We start from the raw sequence: 21,511 nt of genomic DNA on the forward strand, positions 1-21,511 counted from the left end.
CTGCGGCATGCAGTGCAGCGACGATGCGCTCGTACTTCTGACGGTCGTCGAGATGCCGTCCAATCTGGTCGTGGGCCATGGACAGTGCTGTTTGTCGTGGGGCGGCGCCGCGGTCGAGCAGGTGAGGCACCATCACCCTGCTGCCTTCTTGCGTGCTGAAGACGGTAGACAGGTGGTTGTCGTTGGCTGAGAGGACGAGAAGACGTGGACGTGTATGAAGCCGTGCACAGTCGCCGGGCCGTGCGGGCGTTCAGCGATGAGCCGGTACCCAAAGAGGTACTCGAACGAGTGCTGGCCGCAGCGACGCGGGCTCCGTCGAGTGGGAACCTCCAGCCGTGGCATGTGTATGTCGTGACCGGCGAGCCCCTGGCCGAACTGAAGAGGCATACGACGGCCAGGGCCCTGGCGGGAGACCCGGGTGATGAGCGGGAGTATCCGATGTACCCGGCGACACTGACCTCGCCGTATCTGGACCGTTTTTCCGCCGCGGCCGCCCAGCGGTACAAAGCGCTGGGGATCGAGCGCGACGACCTCGACAGGCCCACAAAGATCGCCGCCTTGAACTCGGAGGCGTTCGGGGCGCCGGTCGTACTGTTCTGCTACCTCGACCGGACGATGGGGCCCGGGCAGTGGGGGGACGCGGGGATGTACCTGCAGACGGTCATGCTGTTGCTGAGGGCGGAAGGGTTGCACAGCTGCCCCCAGGTGATGTGGACGGTGTATCGCAAGACCGTCAGCCAGATAGTCGGAGCCGATGACGGGCTCGTGTTGTTCTGCGGTGTCGCGGTGGGATTCGAGAAGCATGGCGTGCCACGGCTGCGTACCGGGCGGGCGGACATGACAGAAACAGTGAGCTTCATCGGAGTGTGACCTCCAGGACTTGCCGATCATGTTCGCAGCCGGACGGCGACGGCTGCTGCTGTCGCCGTGCCGCGGAAAGCGTAGCCGCGCCTGTCGTAGCGCGTGGCCACTGCCCGATGCTGCTTCAAGCGGTTTCGGTGTCCGTCAGATCGCCCCGCCCCATACCTACATCAACGACTTGGGCACGGAGTATCCACATGATCGGCTGAACAAGCATGCAGGTATTCGGGCATGAGACGATCCGACGATGGTGCTTGCAGGAGAGTTCTTCCTCGCCGCAGACGACGAAGCGGCGGTGCGGGTCGGCCCGGGCAGGAGACATGAATTCCCCGCGGTGCCGTGCGACGGCATCTGTCCCGATGATGCGGTGCTGAAGTGGGAAACCTTGCTGCCACGTGCGTCGGCGAAGGAGCCGGTTGGTTCAGACCGGCTCCGCGAAGTGGTGCCCATGGCCAACGACGGGTTCACGGTCTTTGCCATTCCGGACCGGCTGTGCACGGCATTGGTCAGTGCGGGAACGGATCGGTTCCGGACGACAGCCGTTCTGTGGGCCGAGACTTCAGAGCCGGACGATGAAATCTCGCTCGACAGAGCGGTGGACCTCCTTGAGCGCTTGTCGGTTCTGGCCGGCCGCGGAGCCGAGAGGAACCTGAACCTGTACTGCTGGTACTTCGCTCCCTGACTCCTCACTCCCTCCCGCTCACGTGCCCGTAGCCTCCGCCGTTCACCCGGCCGCGGCGACTACCACCGGACCAGGCCCGGGCCGACAAAGAACGCTGTCGGCACAAGCTGCTGACGCGGCGCCAGGACTTCTTCCGGCTCAGGCACGAAGGCGGGCTGTCCGGCTGCCCCAGCCGCGCGGAGTCCGCCCACGACATCGTGGAGAACTACCACGTCCCGGTGCCGATGTCCCGGGCGGCAGCAGGCATTTGTGACCGCGCAACGGCGAGGCATGGCCCGTCAGGCCGCCTCTCGCCTTCTGCCGTTGTGGCTACGAGTGACCTCCGGAGGTGGAGGCAGTCCGCTCTGCCTCGCGGGGCCGGCCCGGCGAGACCCGGGTCAGGCCGCGCTCCAGGTCGTCGAGGGCGCGGCGGGCGGTGGCGATGCGTTCGAGCAGCAGGTGGGGGTCCTCTGGGGAGGCCGCGAGAGGTCGGTCCCGAGCATCGTTCTCCTCCATGTCGCGTGCTTCGTCGAGGGAAGTGATGACGACGCCGATGAGGACGTTGACGAGGACGAAGGAAGCGAGCAGGACGTAGGAGGCGTAGTAGAGGATGCTCCAGTGGGAGACCTCCAGGCCCGCACGGACCGCATCGCCGATGCCGTCCAGGGTCATCAGGAGGAAAAGGGTGAGGACGGCGCGGCCGATGGAGCCGTAGTGCTCGGGATCGTGGCGTGCGAAGAAGACCCAGCCCACCATCGCGTAGACGTACAGCAGCAGAGCGCCCACGACCAGGAAGCTGATCGTGCCGGGGAGACTGCGGCCGACCGCGACCAGGAAGATGCGCAGCTGCGGCAGGAAGCGGGCGGTGCGCAGCACTCGGGCCAGCCGCAGCAGTCGCAGGACGGTGGAGTTCTCGCGTACGACGGGCAGGAACGCGCTCAGTACGACGGCGAGGTCGAAGAGGTTCCACGGGTCGCGGAAGAAGTCCCGGGGACGGTTGGCGTGGGCGGCCAGGCGCAGCACGATCTCCACCGTGAAGGCGGCGACGCAGGCGTGCTCGGCGAGGCGTAACCACCGGTGCCAGTCGTCAACCAGTCCGCTGTACGTCTCCACGCCGAGCAGCGCGGCGTTGGTGAGGATCAGGGCGAACACGGTGGCGGCGAACCAGCGTGCCTCCGTGATGGCGCGACACCGATGCGCCAACGTCTCCCGGGCGGTCCGCGTCCCGGCAGTCACTTCCGTCATCCTGCTCTGTTCCTCCGTGCAACACGCTGTTCCCGGCCAGCCGGGCCGGAATTCGGGCTTGTTGAGCGATCACGCTCCAGGAGAAACTTCTACAGCACTGTAGAGAGCGATGTGCTGCCGGTATGCCGTTTCGGCCGCCGTCCGTCCCCCTGGGAGAGCAGATCTGATGTTCGGCCTGAGTGAACTGGCCCTGATCCTTCTCGTCGTCGTGGTGGTCCTGGGGGTCAAGAAGCTGCCCGAGCTGACACGTTCGGCAGGCAAGGCGGCCCGGATCTTCAAGAGCGAGGCCAAGGAACTGAAGAACGGCGAGCGGTGAACATGTGCCGGCCCCAGCCCTGCGAGGCGTCTGCCTTCAGACCGTTGGTGTTGACGAGGGGCTCGGAGCGACCGCATGACCCTCTCGTCCCGCACTTCTCGGCCCTGGGGACCCTCGGCGCCGGCGCGGCCGCGGTCGCCGCCTGCGCGGTGTGTTGCGCGGGCCCGCTCCTGGCCGTCCTCGGCGGTATCGGCGTCACCTCCGCGATCGGTGCGTTGTGGATGCCCGTCCTGGCGGTGCTGGCCGTGGCCGCCGGGCTCGGCGTCCTGGTCGTGCGACGGCGGCGCCGGGCGGAGGTCTGCCGTACGGTCGCGGCACGGGCCGACCTCGGCATGCCGACTGTCGGCCCACCCTCGGATGCGGACGGCAGCGAGGCAGCTTGCTGAGCTGGAGCCGCAGGTCGGGCCGAGCACGGTGACTTGTGAGATGGAACGTGTGGCAGTCACGGGCCGTCGGCACCGTGGCAACGAACCCTTCGGACAGAGTGGCCATGACGGCGTGCCTCGTTTTGCTGTGCCGGGCGAGCAGAGCGTCGACGAACGCTGTGAATGCGATGGGGGCGATCTGGCACTCGTCAGCCTCTCCCCGCTGGTCGTAGGGGCCAGCGTAGGGAGCATCTGACATGGCGGTCAGTCAGCCCACCATGGAACGTGAGCCAGAACCCCACTTCGGGAGACGCATGAGCTGGCCGCGGGAATTGAACTGCTCACCGTTCGCGACAGCATCCGGAAGCCTGCTCAGGCCCACGAGCCGTTGCCTGTCGACGCTCAACCCTCGGGGCCGGACCCAGCACGCCCCGGGAAGGCCCAGCCTCCGTACGTCTGCGGGCCGCTTGCGGTCACTGACCGGGTGGGGACTCCAGCAACTCCGCCGCGCGGCGCAGCGCGGCGGCCAGGCCACTCTGCCCCCACCCGCATCGACTGTCCGGACGTCTCATGGCCGTGGCGATCGAGATGGTTGTCTATCCGTGGTCGGGACTTGGTCGGGCGGTGTCGTTCGAGGTTGCTTCGGGTTTGGTGTGGAGGACTTCGCGGGCCTGTTCGGCGGCGCGGGTGATGCTCTCGCTGATGAAGTCGAGGAAGCGGGCGATGTTCTCCATGCGGGTGGCGGCGGGGGTGTGGGGGCCCAGGATGGCGACGCCTTGGCGTGCGGTTTCGACGAGCTGGTCGTTGGATCGGGCGCTGGCAATCGTCGCCTGGTAGAAGAGTTCGTCGTCGACGACGTAGCGGTCGCGGCGGCGTTCATCGCGTTCTCGGCGGACGAGGCTCTGGCTCTCCAGGAAGGAAATCGCTTTGGAGATGGACGCCGGGCTGACCTGGAGGCGCTGGGCGAGTTGGGACGCGGTGAGGCTGCCCGCGTCGGTGGTGAACAGGCAGGTCAGCACCCGGGCCGTCATCTTGGGCAGGCCCGAAGCCATGAGGACGGTGGTGAGTGTCTCCTCGTACTCGGCCACTGCCTCGGCGTTGCGTCCGTGTGGCTGGGGGACTGCCTCCGACCCTCGGGAGGGGGCGGGCTTGCGCCGGTGAGCGCGGCGTTCGGTGGCGCGGTGGGCCAGATCGGCGCGGTAGGCGGTGGGGCCGCCGTTGCGCATCACCTCACGCGTGATCGTCGAGGTCGGACGGCCGAGGCGTCGGGCGATCTCGGCGTAGGGGAGGCTGTCGGCCAGCCCCAGCGCGATCTGCTGGCGTTCCTGCTGGGTAAGCCTGCCTCCCGGCATCGCGATCTCCTTGGTGATCCTTCGTGGTGGTTCCTGATCCCCTCACTATAGCGTTCACTTCTCGTTCATTGCAATGATCGAAGCGATCATCGTTGCGTTACTGACGAGACGGTTGCAACGGCTTCCTAGGTTCTACCTGCGTGGATATCGATTCTGCGCAACGAGTATGTTGCATAAATATGGAAAGCAACGTAGCGTTTCCGACGTCAGAAACAATGAACGAGCACGGGAGAGCACGATGCAGAAGTTCGACACGCCCGCCCCGATCTCCGCCGTCCTGGCCATCCCCGCCGGACGCATCCAGTTCATCGCCGCCGACCGCGCCGACACCACCGTCGAAGTCCTGCCCGCCAACCCCTCCAGGAGTCGCGACGTCCAGACCGCCGAGCAGACCACCGTCGCCTACGCCGACGGCGTCCTGCGGATCCACACCCTCGAGCCCACGAACCAGCTCTTCGACCCCTCCGGATCCCTGGAGGTCACCGTCCAGCTGCCCGCCGGCTCCAGCATCGAGGCCAAGGCCGCCGGCTCCGAGCTCCGCGGCGTCGGCCGCCTTGGCGACGTCGCCTTCGAAGGCGCGTATCGCCAGATCAAGATCGATGAGGCGGTGAGCGTCCGCCTCACCGCGGTCGACGGCGACGTCGAGGTCGGCAGGCTCAGCGGCCCCGCGGAGATCAGCACCGCAAGGGGCAACATCCGGATCACCGAGGCCGTGCGCGGCACGGTCGTGCTCCGCACCCAGTCCGGCGACATTTCGGTCGGCGCCGCCGCCGGCGTCTCGGCCGCCCTGGACGCCGGCACCGGCTACGGCCGCATCAGCAACGCCCTCAAGAACGATGGCACCGCCGATCTCGACATCCGCGCCACCACCTCCCACGGCGACATCACCGCCCGCAGCCTCTAACGACCCGGTACGGGCCGGGGGCGGTGAAGCGGCGGCCGGCGAGCAGTGGGAGGATCTCGCGGATGGCGCGGGTAACGGTGGGGCGGGTCACGCCGTACAGCTCCGCGAGCGCCGCGTGCGGCAGTTGCAGGCGCAGGTAGACCACGGTGACCAGGATCCGGTCGGTGAAGGCCAGTCTGTGGTCCGGCCCCGCGCCGGCCGCCCGCTGGCGTTCTCCGCCGCGGCGCTCGCGCAGTGCGGACTCGCGCCGGGCCGTCCACGGATCGGCCAACTCCTCGATCAAACCACCGAGATGTGGACGATCAAGGTCGCAAGAAACAGGATGGGACAAGGTCGCACGGGCTCGGCAATGCGTCACAACATCACCAACTCGTGCGGTGCACTCACGTCACGATGCGCCGGCGGCGCGAGCGGCGCAGGACTTCGCGACCAGTTCCTCGACCAGAGCGCTCTTCGCCGCCAAGTAGGCCGCCCTGCCCTCGCTGTCGGCAGGGAACCGCTGCGCCAGGGCCACCTTCCATGCGCTGTAGCGCTGGACCTCATCGGGCCGTTGACGCAGGTAATCACGGAGTAGGACGTGATCAAGGTGGGGCTTTGAGCCCGCGACCACGCCATACAGATGATGTTCGGGAACCGTGGGAGGGGCCTGGAAGGCCTCCCGTCCCCGAATCCCCAGATCGCCTTCGTGTCGGTAGCCCTGCCTGGCGAGCCGGGAGATCAACTCGGGCATGACGGCCTTCTCGGACAGCACGATGTCGAGGTCGATGATCGGTTTGGCGGCGCATCCGGGCACGGCCGTACTGCCGACGTGTTCGATGGACACAGCCAGATCCGCGACGTGAGGTTCCAGTCGCTGCCGCAGATCCTCGAACCGCTGGGGCCATTGGGGGTCGTAGTCACTGACCACGATCATGTCAGTCATGTCGGCAGTCTCCAGGACCGCCAGGGACCACCGCATCCCTCGGAGACCCCTGGCTGTCGCCGTACCGAGTCGTAAGGGGGGGCTCACAAAAATGGGCGCCCGGCTCGCGACGCCCGGCACGCACGCTCGCTGCGTTGCCGAAAGGCCCCAGTAGCTCCTTCCCCGAGCTCTCGGCTTCGTTCGAGTAGGGGAGACCCTGTCCGAGGACCTTCCGGCGCCTTGCGATCGGACGCACCGGACGCGGCGAGCTGATCGGACTCCCATTGTGCGAGCTCCTCTTACGGACTTCCGAGGGGGTGGGGTTGTCGGTGGTGTGAGGCAGAGTTGCCGTCATGGGAACGAGTCTTGGGACTGTGGTAGTCACCGGTGCAGCCGGGCGAATTGGGTCAATGGTGCGGATCGGCCTGCGCGGTGAAGCGGAACGCTTGGTGCTCGTCGATCGTGTCGGCCTCGCGGCGCAGTCGCCGGCCGAGGAAGTGCGGCAGCTTGATCTGCGCGACGCTGAGGCGGTGACAGCGGCCCTGGAAGGTGCGGACGCGGTGGTGCATCTGGGTGGAGTCCCGGATGAGGCGCCGCTGTCGGAACTGCTGGACGGCAATGTCCACGGAACGCATAACGTGCTGGAGGGTGCACGTCGGCAAGGAGTGGGGCGGGTCGTACTCGCCAGCAGTAACCGGCTCACCGGCTTCTATCCGGTCTCGACGACCGTCACGCCCGAGATGCCGCCGCGCCCGGACGGTCTCTACGGGGTGAGCAAGGTAGCGGTCGAGGCTCTGGGACGTCTGTATGCGGACAAGTTCGGTCTCTCCGTGGTGTGCCTGCGCATCGGGAGCTTTGAAGACGCGCCGACCGAGCGACGTCATCTTGCCACCTGGCTGAGCCCGCGCGACTGCCTCGGCTTCATTCGCGCGGCGCTCACCGCCCCCGACGTCAACTTCACGACTGTCTACGCCGTTTCCGCCAATGCGCGCAGGTTCTGGGACATCGAGGCCGGGTCGGCTATGGGATACACACCCGTGGACGACGCGGAAGCCTTCGCACCGCGTATTCCGCCGGAAGGGGGCGCGGCGGAGCACGATCTGCAGGGCGGCCCATACGCCGACGTGGAATACACGCTCCGACACATCTGAAAGAGGTCAACCGCTGCAGTGAGGCATCTCAGCTGCAGCTCCCGGTCGCGGCGGTTCGGAAGTTCCGCAACGACGTTGTCAGAGGACGTCGTAGGTCAGGTGCGTCGCGGTCGATGTCGAGGTCACGCTCCGCTGCACCAGTGTGCGCGGCACTCCGCCGGTGAACAATGGTGTCCCGGCACCCAGCACGGCGGGCGCGAGGTGCAGCGTCAGCGCGTCGACCAGCCCGGCGTCGAGCGCCGAGCCGATCGTGGCGCCGCCGCCCATCAGGACGACGTCGAAGTCCTTGCCGCTGTCCGACGACGCCGCCTCGGCGTGGTCGCGCGCGGCGGTGACGGCGTCGGGCAGACCGGTGGTGACGAACGTCCAGTCGAGGTCGGTGAGCCGCACCGACTCCGGCAGCGAGCTCGTCACGACGACGAACGCGGGCTTGCCGACCTCGCCGGCGCCGTAGCCGGACTTGTCGTCCCAGCCGTTCGGCCCGTCGACCAGGTCGAAGAGCCGGCGGCCGAGGACGACGGCGCCCGAGCGGGCGGTCGCCTCGCGCAGGACCCTGCGGTCGTCGGGGTCGTCGGAAAATGCCCAGGTGTGCAGGGCCTCACCGCCAGTGCCCAGACCGTTGTCCGGGCCGGGGTCGGGCCCGGTGACGAAGCCGTCGAGGGAGATCGAGATGTCAGCGATGATTCGAGTCATACCAGGGCAGACCCGATCCACCGCCCAAAATCATCGCTCATGCATGACCCCGCCTACCGGCTCCCCGCCAGCCGGGACCCCTCGGGTGTACGGCGGTAGAGCACCGATCGGCCGGACCGGGCGCGGGCGACGAGGCCGGCCCGGTGCAGTACGCCAAGGTGGTACGAAACCGTGGCAGGGCTGAGACGTGCCGCCAGCTGGGACGTGGAGGCCGGTTGTGCCAGCGCGGCGATCAGCCCGGCGCGGGTGGGGCCGAGCAGCTGGGCCATCTCGACGGAGGGAGCTGCTGGGGCGATGGCCTTGTCGCGCACGGGATAGACAAGCATCGGGGGCCGGTCTCCGTCGCGCGTCGGGTCCACAACCACGCCCGGCCGAGGTGCGACGAGTGACGGCACGACGACCACCAGGGGCACGGGCAGCGCGATCCGGAACCGGTTCGCGACACGCAGGGTGCCGTCGGCCCACCGGATGCCAGGGTGCGGGGAGTTGAAGAGCCTGGCCGCTCCGTGCCGGGCCTGCACGCTGGCGCGTCGGTCGACCTCCGCGTCGAGGGCGGCCTTGGCGGCCTCCCAGTGCGGGGCGAAGGCCAGCTCCCAGTAGCGCCGTATCTCGTCCGTCGCGTGCCGGGCCACGTGCGCACCGCCCCGCGCCATGGCCCGCTGCACCCCAGCCGGTAGCTCGGAAGCGGCGAGGCCGTTCCGTGGCCGCCCGTCGCGCAGCGCCTCCAGCTCGCCCAGGACGCGCTCGGGTGGGGTGCGCCGGACCCGCTCCAGCTCCTCCTCGACGGTGGGGGAGGGCCCGGAGGGATGCGGGCTGAGGAAGTCGGGCACGTATCCGCCCTCGTCCAGGGCCAGTTCGGACAGCAGCGGCAGCCGAGCCTGGCGCAGCACGCGCCGTGCACGAGCGACCCACGGATCGGCATCAGGGGCCGGTCGCAGGCCCCAGGGCAGCAGCGTCGCGACGACCTCGTGCAACGGCGGGACGGCGAAGCGGGAGCGGGCGAGCCCAGCGGCGTCCACGGTGAGCTCGATCACGACCCTCCCGCTGTCTGGTTCTGTTGGTCCCGCGGCCGTCCCTTCGAATCTGCTCGAATCGTGGCATAGAACGTCGCGGTGGCGGGCCTGATCAGCGCAAGCTGATGGCCCGCGGTTTGATTGAAACTCCAAGAGTGATCGTTGCTCTCTGGTGACTGGCCGTTCCGCCGTGTAGCGTCATCGGCAGATGTCGTGGTTCGCAGTACCTGCCCGCGCCCTGGCGTGGGCGTTCTGCTGTGCAGTGCAGGACCAGGGCGATCACCTCCGGGTCCGCGCGGTGCGGGTCCGATATCGACTGAGAGGCACAAGCATGGCCAGCGGAACTGTGAAGTGGTTCAACGCCGAGAAGGGCTTCGGTTTCATCCAGCAGGACGGAGGCGGTCCGGACGTCTTCGCGCACTACTCCAACATCAACGCTTCGGGCTTCCGCGAGCTCCAGGAAGGCCAGGCAGTGACCTTCGACATCACCCAAGGCCAGAAGGGCCCGCAGGCGGAGAACATCACAGTCGCCTGATCCGGCACGATCAGGTCCCCCGGAGCAGGCTCCGGGGGACCTGGCGAGGCCCCTTCCCGCCTCCCTGTCAGCCAGCCTCCCGGCCCGCTCCGTTCGCTGCCAACGACTTCACATCGGCTCCGAGCTGCGCCCCCCGGCGAGGCGTGACCGATCCGCTCGATTTCACCCGGACCAGCGGGGAGACCCCGACGGGACAACCGCCGCACCGCAAGGGGCGCGCCCCGATCATCTTGGACTGAACGACCGCGTGCGGCCGCCTTCGCCGCCATCGGATGACCGTCAGCAACCTGTGATCACTTCACGGGCGGCACACCACCATGGTGGCCCCTGCCTGGGCCCGTACGGCGGGATCCGGCCCGCGCGTACGCGTCTGGTCATCCACGTACTGGACGAACGGGGCGTAAATCAGGCCGCGGATCCCCGAGCACGCAGCCGTACTTGGTGCGTGGGTCGGGCACTTCGACGCCTTCACCGACCTGCTGGAGGATTGGGGGCGCGTGTTGACCGAGGCCACCCGGCGGGGCTGGGGCGTCGTAGGACTGAGCGAGTAGCGCGGGGCCGCGCGCCCCGCGCGTACTACTCCGTCCGGCCTGTCCGACTGTCACGAACGCCGTCGCGGAGCTGCGGGTGCTGCCCGGACGTCCCTGCCGCACGCGGTTGGGTGCAGCCTCCAGAGGGGAGCCTGACCAGGTGGTGGGCTTCATTCCGGCCGCGACGGCCGAAGCCGACTCCATCCAGGCGATGGCAAGCAGCCCACGATTGTCCCACGTCACCACTTGCACGCTCCGCGCCTTGGCGCCCTGACGTGGAGATGTTGGCGCCGATGGCCGCACGTCGTCTGCGGCGGTTCCGGATGGCCGTTCGCAGAGGCGGGCATCCGTTCGTCGAAGTGCTACTGGTCGTAGCGTCGACGCGCGAGATGGACGGTGATGTCGGCGACAATCTCGACCGTCTCGGGCAGGAGCTGCATGATCTGGCCAAATACCTGCTCTTGCTCCGAGGCCGGCAATACGAGATAGGCCGAGATGGTCGAGAGATGGCCGACATAGTCGCGAGCACTCATCGTCAAGCGCCGTTCCACCACCGACTGTTGAACACCGGTGAACCACTCCGAACGCTGGAGCTCTGTACCCGGCCACTGCATGTCATGACCTTCCGGAGTCCCGTCCGGGGACGGAACCTCGTCGCTTTCCAAGAACGGTGCCCGTGCCGCGCGAACAGCTTCCGCCACAGCCGGGTCAGCCAGCCGGACTGGCCCGCCGCAAGAGGCAAACACGCCCCCCGGCTCCAGCAGCTCGGCCATGCGCGACCACCGGCCCTCCGGGTGCGTCCAATGCAGCGCTGCTGCCGCATAGACCAGCCCGTACCTCTCGCCCGGTCGCAGGTCCTCGAACGCGGCTTGCACCGTCCTGACGTTTGCTGGCACGTGCTTGCGCAGCTCGGCAAGCATGGCCTCGTCAGGCTCAGTCGCGGTGACCCTGACCCCCCGTTGAGCGAGCAGTCGGGTTGCTTTGCCTGTCCCGGCGCCAATCTCGAGGGCAGTCAGAACCGGGCGACCCGCATACGCCATCACCATGTCGAAAAGTTCCACGGGATACCCCGGCCGGAACCGTTCGTACGCTTCCGCCATCACTCCGAAGCTCAGTGCGCGTCCAGACATGGCGAGCATCCTGGCACGATCTGCGCCGTCAACGCTTGGTCATTTCGCACGACAGGGCCGCCCGATCACGGGGCAGCAAAATCCTGAAGCAGCAAACGCGTGTCCGCCGCTTCACGCAATACATCATGGCCGGACGTGCCGGCGTCCCACTCCTTTGCCACCGCTGGCCGGGGCATCCGGCCGCGACGCCCAGGCGGGTGAGATCCCCGTCGCCCCGGCAGCCTCCACACGTCGACGGCGCTCGGGCCGGCCGACGGCGCAACTCCGCCTTCGACGCCGCGGCCCCCATAGTAGGGACAGCATGTGCCAACTCGCGTGGTCAGTCACACGTCTCGGGACGCGGCCACGCCTCGGCCTGAACACAGCCCCGCTGCGGCAGATCACCGAGCGATGACTCATGCCCGACACATCCGGACCGGAAGAGAGCACTCCATGAAGATCCATCTGACCAGCGTCTTTGTCGACGACCAGGCCAAGGCCCTGCGCTTCTACACCGAGACCCTTGGCTTCGTGAAGAAGCACGACGTCCCGGTGGGCGAGAAGGACCGGTGGCTGACCGTCGTCTCGCCCGACGAGCCAGGCGGCACCCAGCTCCTCCTGGAGCCCGCCGGCCACCCGGCCGTCAAGACCTACCGCGACACGCTCGTCAAGGACGGCATCCCGCTCGCTCAGTTCGCCGTCGACGACGTGAACGCGGAGTACGAGCGCCTGCGCGGCCTCGGCGTACGGTTCACCCAGGAGCCCCTGGAGATGGGCGCCGTCACCACCGCCGTCTTCGACGACACCTGCGGCAATCTGATCCAGATCGCGACACAGCCGCAGTAGGCGGTCGGCCGCGTGCGGGGCTCGGCCGCGCCGACGACTGGACCCACGCCCTGGCCGGTGGCGTGGGCATGGCTCCGGAGTTCTTCGAGTGGCCCAGCCACCGGACCGGCTCCGCCCCGACGCACTCAACGCTGTCATGCGCGACGTCGGCTTCCACCTCACGGCGACGGCCCGTTCGGTTTCGACGTCAAGCCGGCGGGCCCTCGCCCCCGCGGAGCGCCTGACAGGATCCGGCTCACGGCGGAGCCGCTGGGCCAGGGGCGATTCGCGCTCCAGAAGCGCCCTGGACCGGCTGGCGTCGCGCCACCACCAGGCGATTTGCGCGAGCCTGCCACCCGCGCCGTCACCAGCAACTCGACACCGCCCGGGACGGCGGCGGCGCCTCGTACCCGTGCCTGGGACTGTCCCGCCCGGTCAGGACTCCTCGCCGTACGCGAGTTCGCTCGCCAGCAACGCCGCGCCCACCACCCCCGCGCGGGAACCGAGTTGGGACATGACGATCGGTAGATTGCCCGTGGCAAGGGGGAGCGAGCGTTTGTACACGACGCTGCGGATCTCGGCGAGCAACGGATAGCCGAGCCCGGTCAGACCGCCGCCGATCACGATCATCGACGGGTTCATGAAGCTGACCAGGGTGGCGAGGACCTGTCCGACCCGGTGGCCGCCCGCCCGGATCAGATTGACGCATGTGTTGTCGCCGCCGTCCGCGCACTCCGCGACATCCAGGGCGGTCAGCACTCCCCGTTCGGCCAGCCGTTCGGCCAGGGCGGGCGACCTGCCGGACTTCGCGGCCTCCGTGGCATCCCTGGCCAGCGCCACCCCGCCGAAGTACGCCTCCAGGCAGCCGGTGTTCCCGCACGAGCAGACGGGCCCGTCCCCCTCGGCCTCCACCTGGACGTGCCCGATGTCGCCGGCGCAGCCCTCCGCGCCCCGGTAGATACGGCCGTGGTGCTGCATGCCGGACCCGATACCGCTGCCGATCTTCACGAAGAGCAGGTGGTCGACGGTCCGCGCGACCCCGCTGTGCTGCTCACCGAGCGACATCACGTTGACGTCGTTGTCGACCACCACGGGGCAGCCGTGCGCGCGGGCGAGGGTGTCCCGTACGGGAAAACGGTTCCAGCCCACCATGATCGGTGGCGAGACCGGTACGCCCTCCCGGAAGCTGACCGGCCCCGGCAGACCGATGCCGATGGCGTCGAGCCGCGTGTAGTGCCCCTGGTCGGCCATCGCGTGCAGGAGTTCGCTGACGCGCCCGAGCACGGCGACCGGTCCGGAGCGGATGTCGGCCGGCTCGGAGCAGGAGGCGACCGGCGCGAGCGCGCCGTCGGTGATCTCGATATCGACGGAGCTGGCCCCCAGATCGACGGCGGCGAACCGCAGACCGGGGTCGAGCTGGACGAGAGTGGAGCGCCGTCCGCCGCGTGACGCGGCGGGCCCCGCCTCACGCACCCGCCCGGCGGCGACCATCCGGTCGAGTTCGCCGAGCAGCCGCGGGCGCGGAATCTCCAGCCGGTCCGCGAGCTGGGCGCGGGACAGCGGGCCGTTGTCACGCAGCAGACTCAACACGCGGTACTGGATGTTCACGGACTCACTTCCTCTGGACGCCTTCGGGGGCAGGGGCGTGGGCGGATTCCGGCAACTTTTTCACAGAACGTCGAAAGTTGCCGCCTCGTTGGCGGAGCCCGCTTGGGCAGGGACCACGCTGCCCGGAAACGGGCCCCTGACGGAGTCCGGGACACGGAGCTGCCCCGCCGGTGGCAGCGGGGCAGCTCCGTCAGTCCCGGCGTCAGCCGGTGGTGCCTTCCTTGAGCGCCCGTGCGTCCCGTGCCAGGGCCGCGCCCGCCGCGCTGTCCGGCACCATGGCGGTGTCGGAGGTGTAGCCGGCGAACGTCTCCAGCGCGGCCGCGGCCAGGCTGGTGCGGCCCGCCTTGGCGTGCTCCTCGGCCAGGTCGAGCCGTACCGTCAGCCGCTTCTGGCCCTGCGCCGTGATCAAGCCGTCGGCCCGCAGCTGGGTGATCAGCGCGTGGATGTCCGCGTAGGAGGTACGGGTGGTGAACGCCACCGTCTTCGTGGTGGTGTTGCCGGCCTTGTCGCGGGCCTTGACCGTGAGGTCGTGGTTCCCCAGCGGCAGCCGCCACAGCTCCAGCGCTTGGCCGGAGGTGACGGCCTTGCCGTCCACCGTGGCTGTCACGGTCGCCCCGCCGGACACCGCGTCCTCCGCCGAGAAGACCGGCGTCGGGCGCTTGGAGTCGCCGTAGACGCCGTCGGCGTCGAGACCGGTGGCCGTCACCGTGGGACCGGTGCGGTCGATCCGTACGGTGAGCGAGCCGACCTCGGAGACGTTGCCGCCATTGTCGGTCGCCCGGTAGCGGACGGTCGTGGCCCCCTCCTTGGACAGCGTGACGGCCGCGTTGGCCGACTGCCATGTCGCCCCGTCGTCGACCGAGTACTGACGGCTGGACACGGTCCCGTTGTCGGTCGCCGAGACGGCGAGCGACACGTTGCTGGTGTACCAGCCATTGTCACCGTTGGGCTGGGGCGGATTGAGCGTGGCGGTGACCTTGGGCGCGGTCTTGTCCGCGACGCCCGCGCCCTGGAAGGTCAGCGAGTCCAGCTCGACACCGCCGGAGCTGGTGACGAAGACCTCGCCGCTGCCCGAAGGCGCGTTGGAGAGCGCGGTGGTGACAGTCTGCCAGCCGTCGCCGGCCGGGACCGACACCGTGGCGAACGGCTCTGCGTCGGCCGATCCCCAGCGCAGCGCCAGTGTGCCGGCGCCGCTCGCACGGGTCTTCACCCCGGTGATCCCGGCGAACGACACCGGGTCGTACGCGATCCAGTCGCCCGCGTCGAACGAGGTCAGCTTGCGCTGACCGGACGCCGTGGTGTCGTCCGTGACCGTCACGCCCTCGGCCGAGTCGTAGTGCTCGGCCTGCATGACGGACGGGTTGAGCACCACCTGGGCGTCACCCGTGGCCGGCGGAACGCCGCCCGCGCCCTTGTCGGTGTAGGTGATCCCGAGGACGCCGAAGACGTTCTCGGTGTCCCCGTGCCCCGCGTCGGTCGGGGTCGCCACGCCGCCCGTGCAGCCGGTGCCGCTGTTGACCGGGTGACCGTGCTGGTTGTGCCCGAGACCGAAGGTCCAGGCGGCCTTGGCGCAGTCCGGCGTGGCGCCGTCCTCCGGGTCCTCGACAGCGATGGCGTACGGCACGGCGTCGCCCCAGTTGAAGAACCCGCCGTTGGGCGGTGAGGTGATCCGTACCGTCGGCGCCGTGTTGCCCACGGTGATCTGACGGCTCGACAGACCGAACTTGCCCTGCGGGTCGGAGACCTTGAGCCGGGCCTGGAACTGCCCGTTCTCCGGGTACGTACGGCTGGCCGTGGGCCCGGTGGCGTCGAAGGTGCCGTCACCGTCGAGGTCCCACTGGTACGTCAGCTCGCCGTTCTCCGGGTCGCTGGACCCGGTCGCGCTGAACGAGACCTCCAGCGGGGCCTGGCCGGACGTCTTGTCGACCTTGATCACGGCTGTGGGCGCCTTGTTGCCCTCGGCGTAGTCGATCCGGTACAGACCCGCGTCGGGGTTCTGACGGAAGAAGCCGTCGCCGTAGTCCAGGACGTAGAGCGCGCCGTCGGGGCCGAACTCCAGGTCCATCGGGTTGTCCCACTGCGGGATCCCGTTCTGCGAACGCTCGCTGTTGGGCAGCAGGTTCTCCAGCTTGCTCACCGGGCCGTTCGGCCCGTCGAGCGTGAGCGCTGCGACGTAGTCCTGGGAGAACTCCGCCATGAACGCCTTGCCGTCCCAGTACTCGGGGAACTTGCCCGGCGAGGGGTTGTCCGCGTCGTAGTGGTAGACCGGACCGCCCATCGGGGCCTGGCCGCCGGGGCCGCCGGGGCCGCGGAAGGCGGTCAGTTCGGGCCACGGCTGGTCGCTGTCCTTGTCGCCGTACCAGAGCGTGGCCGGCGTGGACGCGGGAAGCTCGGTCAGACCGGTGTTCCAGCGGGAGTCGTTGACCGGCGCCGCGCAGTCGAAGGCGGGGCCGGGCGTGAGGGTGGCGAAGTCGAAGTCCCGGTAGGGCTTGCTGTTGTCACCCGTGCAGAACGGCCAGCCGCTGTTCATGGCCTTGGTGGTGGTCTGCCACTCGACGTATCCCATCGGCCCGCGGTTCGGGTCGGCGGTACCGGCATCGGGGCCGTAGTCGCCCCACATCACCGCGTCGGTCTTGCGGTCCACCGCCAGTCGGAAGGGGTTACGCAGACCCATCACGAAGATCTCGGGGCGGGTCTTGGCAGTTCCCGGCTTGAAGAGGTTGCCCTCCGGGATGGTGTAACTACCGTCCTCCTGGACATCGATCCGCAGGATCTTGCCCCGCAGGTCGTTGGTGTTGCCCGCGCCGCGGCGCTCGTCGAGGCCCGGGTTGTAGCCGGCCGCGTCGTTGATCGGGGTGTAGCCGTTGACGTTCGGGCCCGACGCCGGGGTGTTGCCGCCGGTCGAGAGGTAGAGGTTCCCCTTGCTGTCGAAGTCGACGTCACCGGCGACGTGGCAGCACTGCCCGCGGTTGGTGTCGACCCGGATGATCTCCTGCGCGGTGGAGAGGTCCAGCTTGTCACCGGTCCACTTGAAGCGGGTCAGGGTGTCGTACCCTTCCCACTGCTTCCAGTACGAGTCGTTCTGCCCCGCAGGCAGTTGGAGCGGGGCGGAGCCGGCCGGAGTGTTCAGCGGCGGTGAGTAGTAGAGATAGACCCACTTGTTGGTGGCGAAGTCCGGGTCCAGCGTGACCGTCTGCAACCCCATCTCGGAGTTCTGGTACACATCGACGTGGTTGACGACCTTCGTGACACCGGTGCCGGGGTCGGTGAGCCGTAGGTCGCCGTTGCGGGCGGTGTGCAGAACGCGGTTGTCGGGCAGGACGGCGAGGTCGATCGGCTCGCCTGTGTCCTTCGTCAGGGTGACTTTCTCGTAGTTCGACCAGTCCAGGGCGTGTTCGTGGTCCGGGTGCGCCTGGGCGGCGGGCGCGACGGCCACACCGCCCAGCGCAGGCAGTGCCACGAGCAGGACCCCCGTGATCAGGCGTCTCAGGGTGCGTTGCACGGTGATGCGTCTCCTCGGTCGCTGACAGTAAGAAGCGGACGGGGGAGGCGCCCCCAGGGACACGGAGGCGCTCTCTTCTTTCGACGGGGGTCCTGCACGGTGCGTGAGCGGCCTCGAGGGCGATCGCGCAGCGCCTCGTGACGGGCGGTGGCCCGGCCATGGGGGGAGAGACGTGGAAAGACCCGTGAGGTGAACGGCGTTCGTGTGAAAGCTGATCGGCTGCGGTGTTACCGCGACGACAGACATGTCTCGGTGGGCCGAGACATTAGGGCGCCGTGTGGGGGCTGTCCAGAGGTTCGGTACGAATCTCTGGAACTTTCTAATGATTCATCAAAAGATGTGAGGCGCCGACAGAAAGGCCGATGGACCGTCCACCGGTCCAGGGGGGAGTGCGCCAACGGCACGGCTGCGCCGACGTGTTCGCAGTTGTGAAGGAAGTGGGCGGCCTCGGCGGCGGACGTAGCGCGCCTCGGCGGCCGAGTTGAGCCGCAAGCGAGCAGTGCCGGTGGGGAGGTCCGAGGACGAAGCCGTCGCTGGGGGTGTACCCGGGTGTACCTGTACGCGGACGTCGGTCAACGGAGTCAGGTGCGCCAAGCCGCCGAATCAGGCGTGCCGCCTGGGACTCCGAGCGCGGGCCAATGGCGGACGTGGTCCAGGCGGAATGCAGATGGGCGCGGCGCTGTCTTGGTCGCTGGTGCACCCCTGTTGGCCACGCCGCTTCTCCGGTGTGGCGTAGGTCACACAAGTCGCTGGGAACTCCCTCGCCTCGCGAACCGACAACTGGACCGCATGGTTCTGGCCAAGGTGGCCGAGCGATACACCGATCCTGGGGAGATCAGCCCATGTCCTTCGAACCAACGGTCCTCGACCCCGATGACGTACAGCAGGACGGCCTGGAGAGTGACGCGGCACAGCCCGCCGTGGCGCGGTCCGTGTGGGCGTCCTTGCGTCCGCTGGTGCTGCGTCTGCACTTCTACGCGGGAGTGTTCGTCGCGCCGTTCCTGCTCGTCGCCGCCACCACAGGACTGCTGTACGCTTGCTCGTTCCAGGCCGAGAAGGTCGCCTACGCCGACGAGTTGCGTGTACCCGTCGGAAAGCGCGAGCTGCTGGTCTCGCAGCAAGTCGCCGCCGCCCGCAAGGCGCATCCCGAAGGAGCGATCAGCGCGGTGCGGCCCTCACCGGAGGCCGGCGCGACGACGCGGGTGTTGCTGTCCGGGGTGCCGGGCGTGGACGGCGATCACACCCTGGCCGTCTTCGTGAATCCCTACAACGGCGAAATCCGTGGCGCGCTTGAGCAGTACGGCTCGACCGGTGCCCTGCCGCTGCGCACCTGGATCGACGAGCTCCACCGCGATCTGCATCTGGGGCAGCCCGGCCGCCTGTACAGCGAACTTGCCGCGAGCTGGCTGTGGGTGATCACCGGCGGCGGTCTGGTGCTGTGGTTCTCGCGTCGACGCGCCCGGCGTAAGCTGCGGGGGACCACCGGGCGTCGCCGCACGCTCTCGCTGCACGGTTCGGTGGGCGTGTGGGCCGCCGTAGGGCTCATCTTCCTCTCCGCGACAGGGCTGACCTGGTCGACCTACGCGGGCGCGAGCGTCAGTGACCTGCGGGACGCGATCGGCCAGACGACCCCCACGGTGACGTCGAGCCTCACCTCCGGGGGCGAGTCGGCCGGGCACGGTGAGCACACAGGTCCTGGCGGGTCCGGGGCGGATCACGGCGTGCTGGACGGCGGCGCCGGAATCGACGCCGTGCTCAAGGCCGCCCGCGCCGAGGGCCTTTCGAACCCCGTGGAGATCGTCCCGCCTGCGGACGCCTCCTCCGCCTACGTGGTCAGCCAGATCCAGCGGAGCTGGCCGGAGAAGCAGGACTCGGTGGCCGTCGATCCGGCCAGTGGCAAGGTCACCGATGTGCAACGCTTCGCCGACTACCCGGTGCTGGCCAAGCTGACCCGCTGGGGCATCGACGCCCATACGGGGGTGCTGTTCGGACTGGTCAATCAGATCGCTCTGGCCGGTCTCGCTCTCTGCCTGATCCTGTTGATCGTGTGGGGCTACCGCATGTGGTGGCAGCGAGGGCGCGGTGCTGCCTTCGGGCGTCCACTGCCGCGCGGCGCGTGGCAACACGTCCCGTCGTATGCGCTGGTTCCGCTGATGGTGCTGATCGCCGTGCTCGGCTACTTCGTGCCGCTCCTCGGCATTCCACTGGCCGCCTTCATGGCCGTGGACGTCGTGCTCGGCGAGATCGCGTACCGGCGTCGTAGGCGCACCTACGCCTGAGCGGGCGGATGCTGAACTCCACCTCACCGATGCCCGTCTTCGAAGCCGTCGAGTTGATCCGCTGCCTCTTTGGGATGATTCAGGAACTATGAGTGCTTCGTGGGTCGTATGCAGCCTGCGCGCCGCCGTCTTCGCCGCGGTGTGCGTGTTGCTCGCTGTTGCGGGCCATGGTCTGGCGACAGGCATGGCGCCGCCGACGTGGGTGGACGGCGCCGGCTTCGTCTTTGTGTTCGTTCTCGGCTGTCTGCTGGGCCGCAGGGAATGCTCGCAGGCCGGCATCGGTGGGACGATGCTGGCCACGCAGTCCGGGCTCCACACGGTGTTCGGCGCCGCGAGTGCGCGTTCTGGCATGGCCTCTCACAGCATGCGGGCGGCACACGCTCCTACTCGGGCGGTGACTCACGGGCACGCCCTGGCACCACCGCACGTGATTGCATCCCACGCCACGGTGGCGCACGTTACGGCGGCCCTGGTCGCCGCATGGTCGCTGCGGCGCGGTGAGGCAGCTGTGTGGTCGCTGCTTCGCCGAATCGCTGCCTTCGTGCCAGGGGTCGCTGCCTGGTGGCAGGTGCGGAGAGGGGCCTCGGGCGTACGGGGCGAGGTGGTCTTCGACCGCCGGGCTGCTGATGGCCCGCGACCGCTGCGGCAGGCGCTGCTGCGGCACGCCGTCCACAGGCGTGGGCCGCCGAAGGGGATCCGTACAAGAACTGACCCCCAACCACCTCTCTCAGTATGGAGATCAATCCACTGATGTCCCAGACACGCACGACTCTGCCCCGGGCCGGCATCGTCACCGCACTGGCCGTCGCCGGAGTCCTCGGCGCCGCCGGCGCCGCCTTCGCGCACGTCACCGTCCACCCCGGCAGCTATGCCAAGGGCGCCACGGACGGGGTCCTCACGTTTCGCGTCCCCAACGAAGAAGACAGCGCCAGCAGCACAAAGGTGCAGGTGTTCCTGCCCACTGACCACCCGGTCCTCGGGGTGCTCGTCACCCCGCAGGACGGCTGGACCGCGAAAGTGACGACCAAGAAGCTGAAGACGCCGGTCAAGACGGACGACGGCACCATCACCGAAGCCGTCTCCGAGATCACTTGGACTGGCAGCAAGATCGGACCTGGCCAGTACCACGACTTCAACGTCGCCTTCGGGCAGCTGCCGGACGACACGGACCAGCTGGCCTTCAAGACCCTGCAGACCTACTCCGACGGCACGGTCGCCCGCTGGATCGAGAAGACAGATAAGGGCGGGGAGGAGCCGGAGAACCCGGCACCGGTCCTCGAGTTGACCGCAAAGGGCGCGGAGGAGGGCGGCAGCACCTCGGTTGCCTCGCCAACGAATGCGAAGAGCTCCGAGAGCTCCAAGTCGGCCGCCTCGGCCAGTGATTCGACCGCTCGCGGCCTGGGTGTCGCCGGGCTGATCGTGGGTGTCCTGGGTCTGGCCGTGGCGGCATTCGCGGTCGTCCGCAGTCGTTCCACCGGCTCCCGGTCCGAGTAGAGAAGTCGCCCCATCGGCGACACCTTCGCCGACGGGGCGCACACTCGCCGCTTCCGTGGTTCGACCGCGGCACCATCCCTCTTCTTCGGAGGGAATCCCCGCCTTCAGGACTCTGCTGAGGAATGCGTGATTCGAGCAGGACTGGGTCGTTGTTCCTCCGTGACTGT

General features: G+C 68.6%; 19 protein-coding genes and 2 pseudogenes. 11 read left to right on the forward strand and 10 right to left on the reverse strand.

Translation table 11 applies throughout. The annotated features are described in order from the left end of the window. Nucleotides 1-204 precede the first annotated feature (204 nt). The 3 genes and pseudogenes from ACFU8W_RS36665 to ACFU8W_RS36675 all read left to right on the forward strand — a co-directional run. Nucleotides 205-870 carry a nitroreductase gene (locus tag ACFU8W_RS36665; RefSeq protein WP_384046979.1) on the forward strand — a complete coding sequence of 222 codons (666 nt, stop codon included), beginning with the start codon at nucleotides 205-207 and terminating at the stop codon, nucleotides 868-870. Nucleotides 871-1,108: 238 nt separating this feature from the next. Beyond that, nucleotides 1,109-1,543 carry a hypothetical protein gene (locus tag ACFU8W_RS36670; RefSeq protein WP_384046982.1) on the forward strand — a complete coding sequence of 145 codons (435 nt, stop codon included), beginning with the start codon at nucleotides 1,109-1,111 and terminating at the stop codon, nucleotides 1,541-1,543. Between the two features lie 101 nt (nucleotides 1,544-1,644). After that, a pseudogene (locus ACFU8W_RS36675) lies at nucleotides 1,645-1,785 on the forward strand (1-deoxy-D-xylulose-5-phosphate synthase N-terminal domain-containing protein); the annotation flags it as partial. Nucleotides 1,786-1,852: 67 nt separating this feature from the next. Here the strand turns inward: ACFU8W_RS36675 and ACFU8W_RS36680 are convergent. Beyond that, nucleotides 1,853-2,767, reverse strand: coding sequence for an ion transporter (locus ACFU8W_RS36680; RefSeq protein WP_345516881.1), 915 nt, complete (start codon nucleotides 2,765-2,767; stop codon nucleotides 1,853-1,855). A gap of 166 nt (nucleotides 2,768-2,933) precedes the next feature. Between ACFU8W_RS36680 and tatA the strand changes: the two genes are divergently transcribed. After that, nucleotides 2,934-3,083 (forward strand): twin-arginine translocase TatA/TatE family subunit, encoded by a 150-nt coding sequence (gene tatA / locus ACFU8W_RS36685; protein WP_384046986.1) that lies wholly within the window; start codon nucleotides 2,934-2,936, stop codon nucleotides 3,081-3,083. 44 nt (nucleotides 3,084-3,127) lie between these two features. Further along, nucleotides 3,128-3,469 carry a hypothetical protein gene (locus ACFU8W_RS36690; RefSeq protein ID WP_384047026.1) on the forward strand — a complete coding sequence of 114 codons (342 nt, stop codon included), beginning with the start codon at nucleotides 3,128-3,130 and terminating at the stop codon, nucleotides 3,467-3,469. An 82-nt stretch (nucleotides 3,470-3,551) separates the two neighbouring features. On the opposite strand, the pseudogene ACFU8W_RS36695 reads toward ACFU8W_RS36690, so the two are convergent. Together ACFU8W_RS36695 and ACFU8W_RS36700 are read right to left on the reverse strand one after the other, a co-directional pair. Beyond that, nucleotides 3,552-3,707: pseudogene (locus ACFU8W_RS36695) on the reverse strand (DUF6086 family protein); the annotation flags it as partial. Between the two features lie 337 nt (nucleotides 3,708-4,044). Then, complete coding sequence (locus tag ACFU8W_RS36700; RefSeq protein ID WP_384046989.1) at nucleotides 4,045-4,800, reverse strand: helix-turn-helix domain-containing protein; 756 nt, start codon at nucleotides 4,798-4,800, stop codon at nucleotides 4,045-4,047. Nucleotides 4,801-5,038: 238 nt separating this feature from the next. On the opposite strand from ACFU8W_RS36700, the gene ACFU8W_RS36705 reads away from it, so the two are divergent. Further along, nucleotides 5,039-5,704 (forward strand): DUF4097 family beta strand repeat-containing protein, encoded by a 666-nt coding sequence (locus ACFU8W_RS36705; RefSeq protein WP_384046992.1) that lies wholly within the window; start codon nucleotides 5,039-5,041, stop codon nucleotides 5,702-5,704. On the opposite strand, the gene ACFU8W_RS36710 is transcribed toward ACFU8W_RS36705, so the two are convergent. Continuing rightward, a complete protein-coding gene (locus tag ACFU8W_RS36710; RefSeq protein WP_384046995.1) occupies nucleotides 5,685-5,987 on the reverse strand; it encodes a transposase family protein in 303 nt (100 codons plus the stop codon). The genes ACFU8W_RS36705 and ACFU8W_RS36710 overlap by 20 nt on opposite strands. Nucleotides 5,988-6,092: 105 nt before the next feature. Beyond that, on the reverse strand, nucleotides 6,093-6,617 hold the full coding sequence (locus ACFU8W_RS36715; RefSeq protein ID WP_384046998.1) for a GrpB family protein: 525 nt from the start codon (nucleotides 6,615-6,617) through the stop codon (nucleotides 6,093-6,095). A 398-nt stretch (nucleotides 6,618-7,015) separates the two neighbouring features. Here ACFU8W_RS36715 and ACFU8W_RS36720 point away from each other — a divergent pair, with 398 nt between their 5' ends. Beyond that, nucleotides 7,016-7,756, forward strand: coding sequence for an NAD-dependent epimerase/dehydratase family protein (locus ACFU8W_RS36720; protein WP_384047001.1), 741 nt, complete (start codon nucleotides 7,016-7,018; stop codon nucleotides 7,754-7,756). A 78-nt stretch (nucleotides 7,757-7,834) separates the two neighbouring features. Here ACFU8W_RS36720 and ACFU8W_RS36725 read toward each other — a convergent pair whose 3' ends face one another. After that, nucleotides 7,835-8,449 carry a dihydrofolate reductase family protein gene (locus tag ACFU8W_RS36725; protein WP_384047004.1) on the reverse strand — a complete coding sequence of 205 codons (615 nt, stop codon included), beginning with the start codon at nucleotides 8,447-8,449 and terminating at the stop codon, nucleotides 7,835-7,837. A 53-nt stretch (nucleotides 8,450-8,502) separates the two neighbouring features. After that, complete coding sequence (locus ACFU8W_RS36730; RefSeq protein WP_384047007.1) at nucleotides 8,503-9,483, reverse strand: ArsR/SmtB family transcription factor; 981 nt, start codon at nucleotides 9,481-9,483, stop codon at nucleotides 8,503-8,505. Nucleotides 9,484-9,793: 310 nt separating this feature from the next. Here ACFU8W_RS36730 and ACFU8W_RS36735 point away from each other — a divergent pair, with 310 nt between their 5' ends. Then, the gene (locus ACFU8W_RS36735; protein ID WP_266993260.1) at nucleotides 9,794-9,997 is read left to right on the forward strand and encodes a cold-shock protein; all 204 of its coding nucleotides are present in this window, start codon (nucleotides 9,794-9,796) and stop codon (nucleotides 9,995-9,997) included. Between the two features lie 892 nt (nucleotides 9,998-10,889). Here the strand turns inward: ACFU8W_RS36735 and ACFU8W_RS36740 are convergent. After that, nucleotides 10,890-11,666 carry a class I SAM-dependent methyltransferase gene (locus ACFU8W_RS36740; protein WP_384047010.1) on the reverse strand — a complete coding sequence of 259 codons (777 nt, stop codon included), beginning with the start codon at nucleotides 11,664-11,666 and terminating at the stop codon, nucleotides 10,890-10,892. Nucleotides 11,667-12,089: 423 nt separating this feature from the next. Here ACFU8W_RS36740 and ACFU8W_RS36745 point away from each other — a divergent pair, with 423 nt between their 5' ends. Continuing rightward, on the forward strand, nucleotides 12,090-12,482 hold the full coding sequence (locus ACFU8W_RS36745) for a VOC family protein (RefSeq protein ID WP_384047013.1): 393 nt from the start codon (nucleotides 12,090-12,092) through the stop codon (nucleotides 12,480-12,482). Nucleotides 12,483-12,896: 414 nt separating this feature from the next. On the opposite strand, the gene ACFU8W_RS36750 is transcribed toward ACFU8W_RS36745, so the two are convergent. Then, nucleotides 12,897-14,069 carry an ROK family transcriptional regulator gene (locus tag ACFU8W_RS36750; RefSeq protein ID WP_345516869.1) on the reverse strand — a complete coding sequence of 391 codons (1,173 nt, stop codon included), beginning with the start codon at nucleotides 14,067-14,069 and terminating at the stop codon, nucleotides 12,897-12,899. A gap of 202 nt (nucleotides 14,070-14,271) precedes the next feature. Beyond that, the gene (locus ACFU8W_RS36755) at nucleotides 14,272-17,571 is read right to left on the reverse strand and encodes a PQQ-dependent sugar dehydrogenase (protein WP_384047016.1); all 3,300 of its coding nucleotides are present in this window, start codon (nucleotides 17,569-17,571) and stop codon (nucleotides 14,272-14,274) included. Between the two features lie 842 nt (nucleotides 17,572-18,413). Between ACFU8W_RS36755 and ACFU8W_RS36760 the strand changes: the two genes are divergently transcribed. Both ACFU8W_RS36760 and ACFU8W_RS36765 read left to right on the forward strand, forming a co-directional pair. Beyond that, the gene (locus tag ACFU8W_RS36760; protein WP_384047019.1) at nucleotides 18,414-19,850 is read left to right on the forward strand and encodes a PepSY-associated TM helix domain-containing protein; all 1,437 of its coding nucleotides are present in this window, start codon (nucleotides 18,414-18,416) and stop codon (nucleotides 19,848-19,850) included. Nucleotides 19,851-20,600: 750 nt separating this feature from the next. Beyond that, complete coding sequence (locus ACFU8W_RS36765) at nucleotides 20,601-21,344, forward strand: YcnI family protein (protein WP_384047022.1); 744 nt, start codon at nucleotides 20,601-20,603, stop codon at nucleotides 21,342-21,344. Nucleotides 21,345-21,511: the final 167 nt, after the last annotated feature.

The sequence above is a fragment of the Streptomyces sp. NPDC057565 genome, from assembly GCF_042801455.1.
Classification (GTDB): Bacteria; Actinomycetota; Actinomycetes; order Streptomycetales; family Streptomycetaceae; genus Streptomyces; species Streptomyces yanii.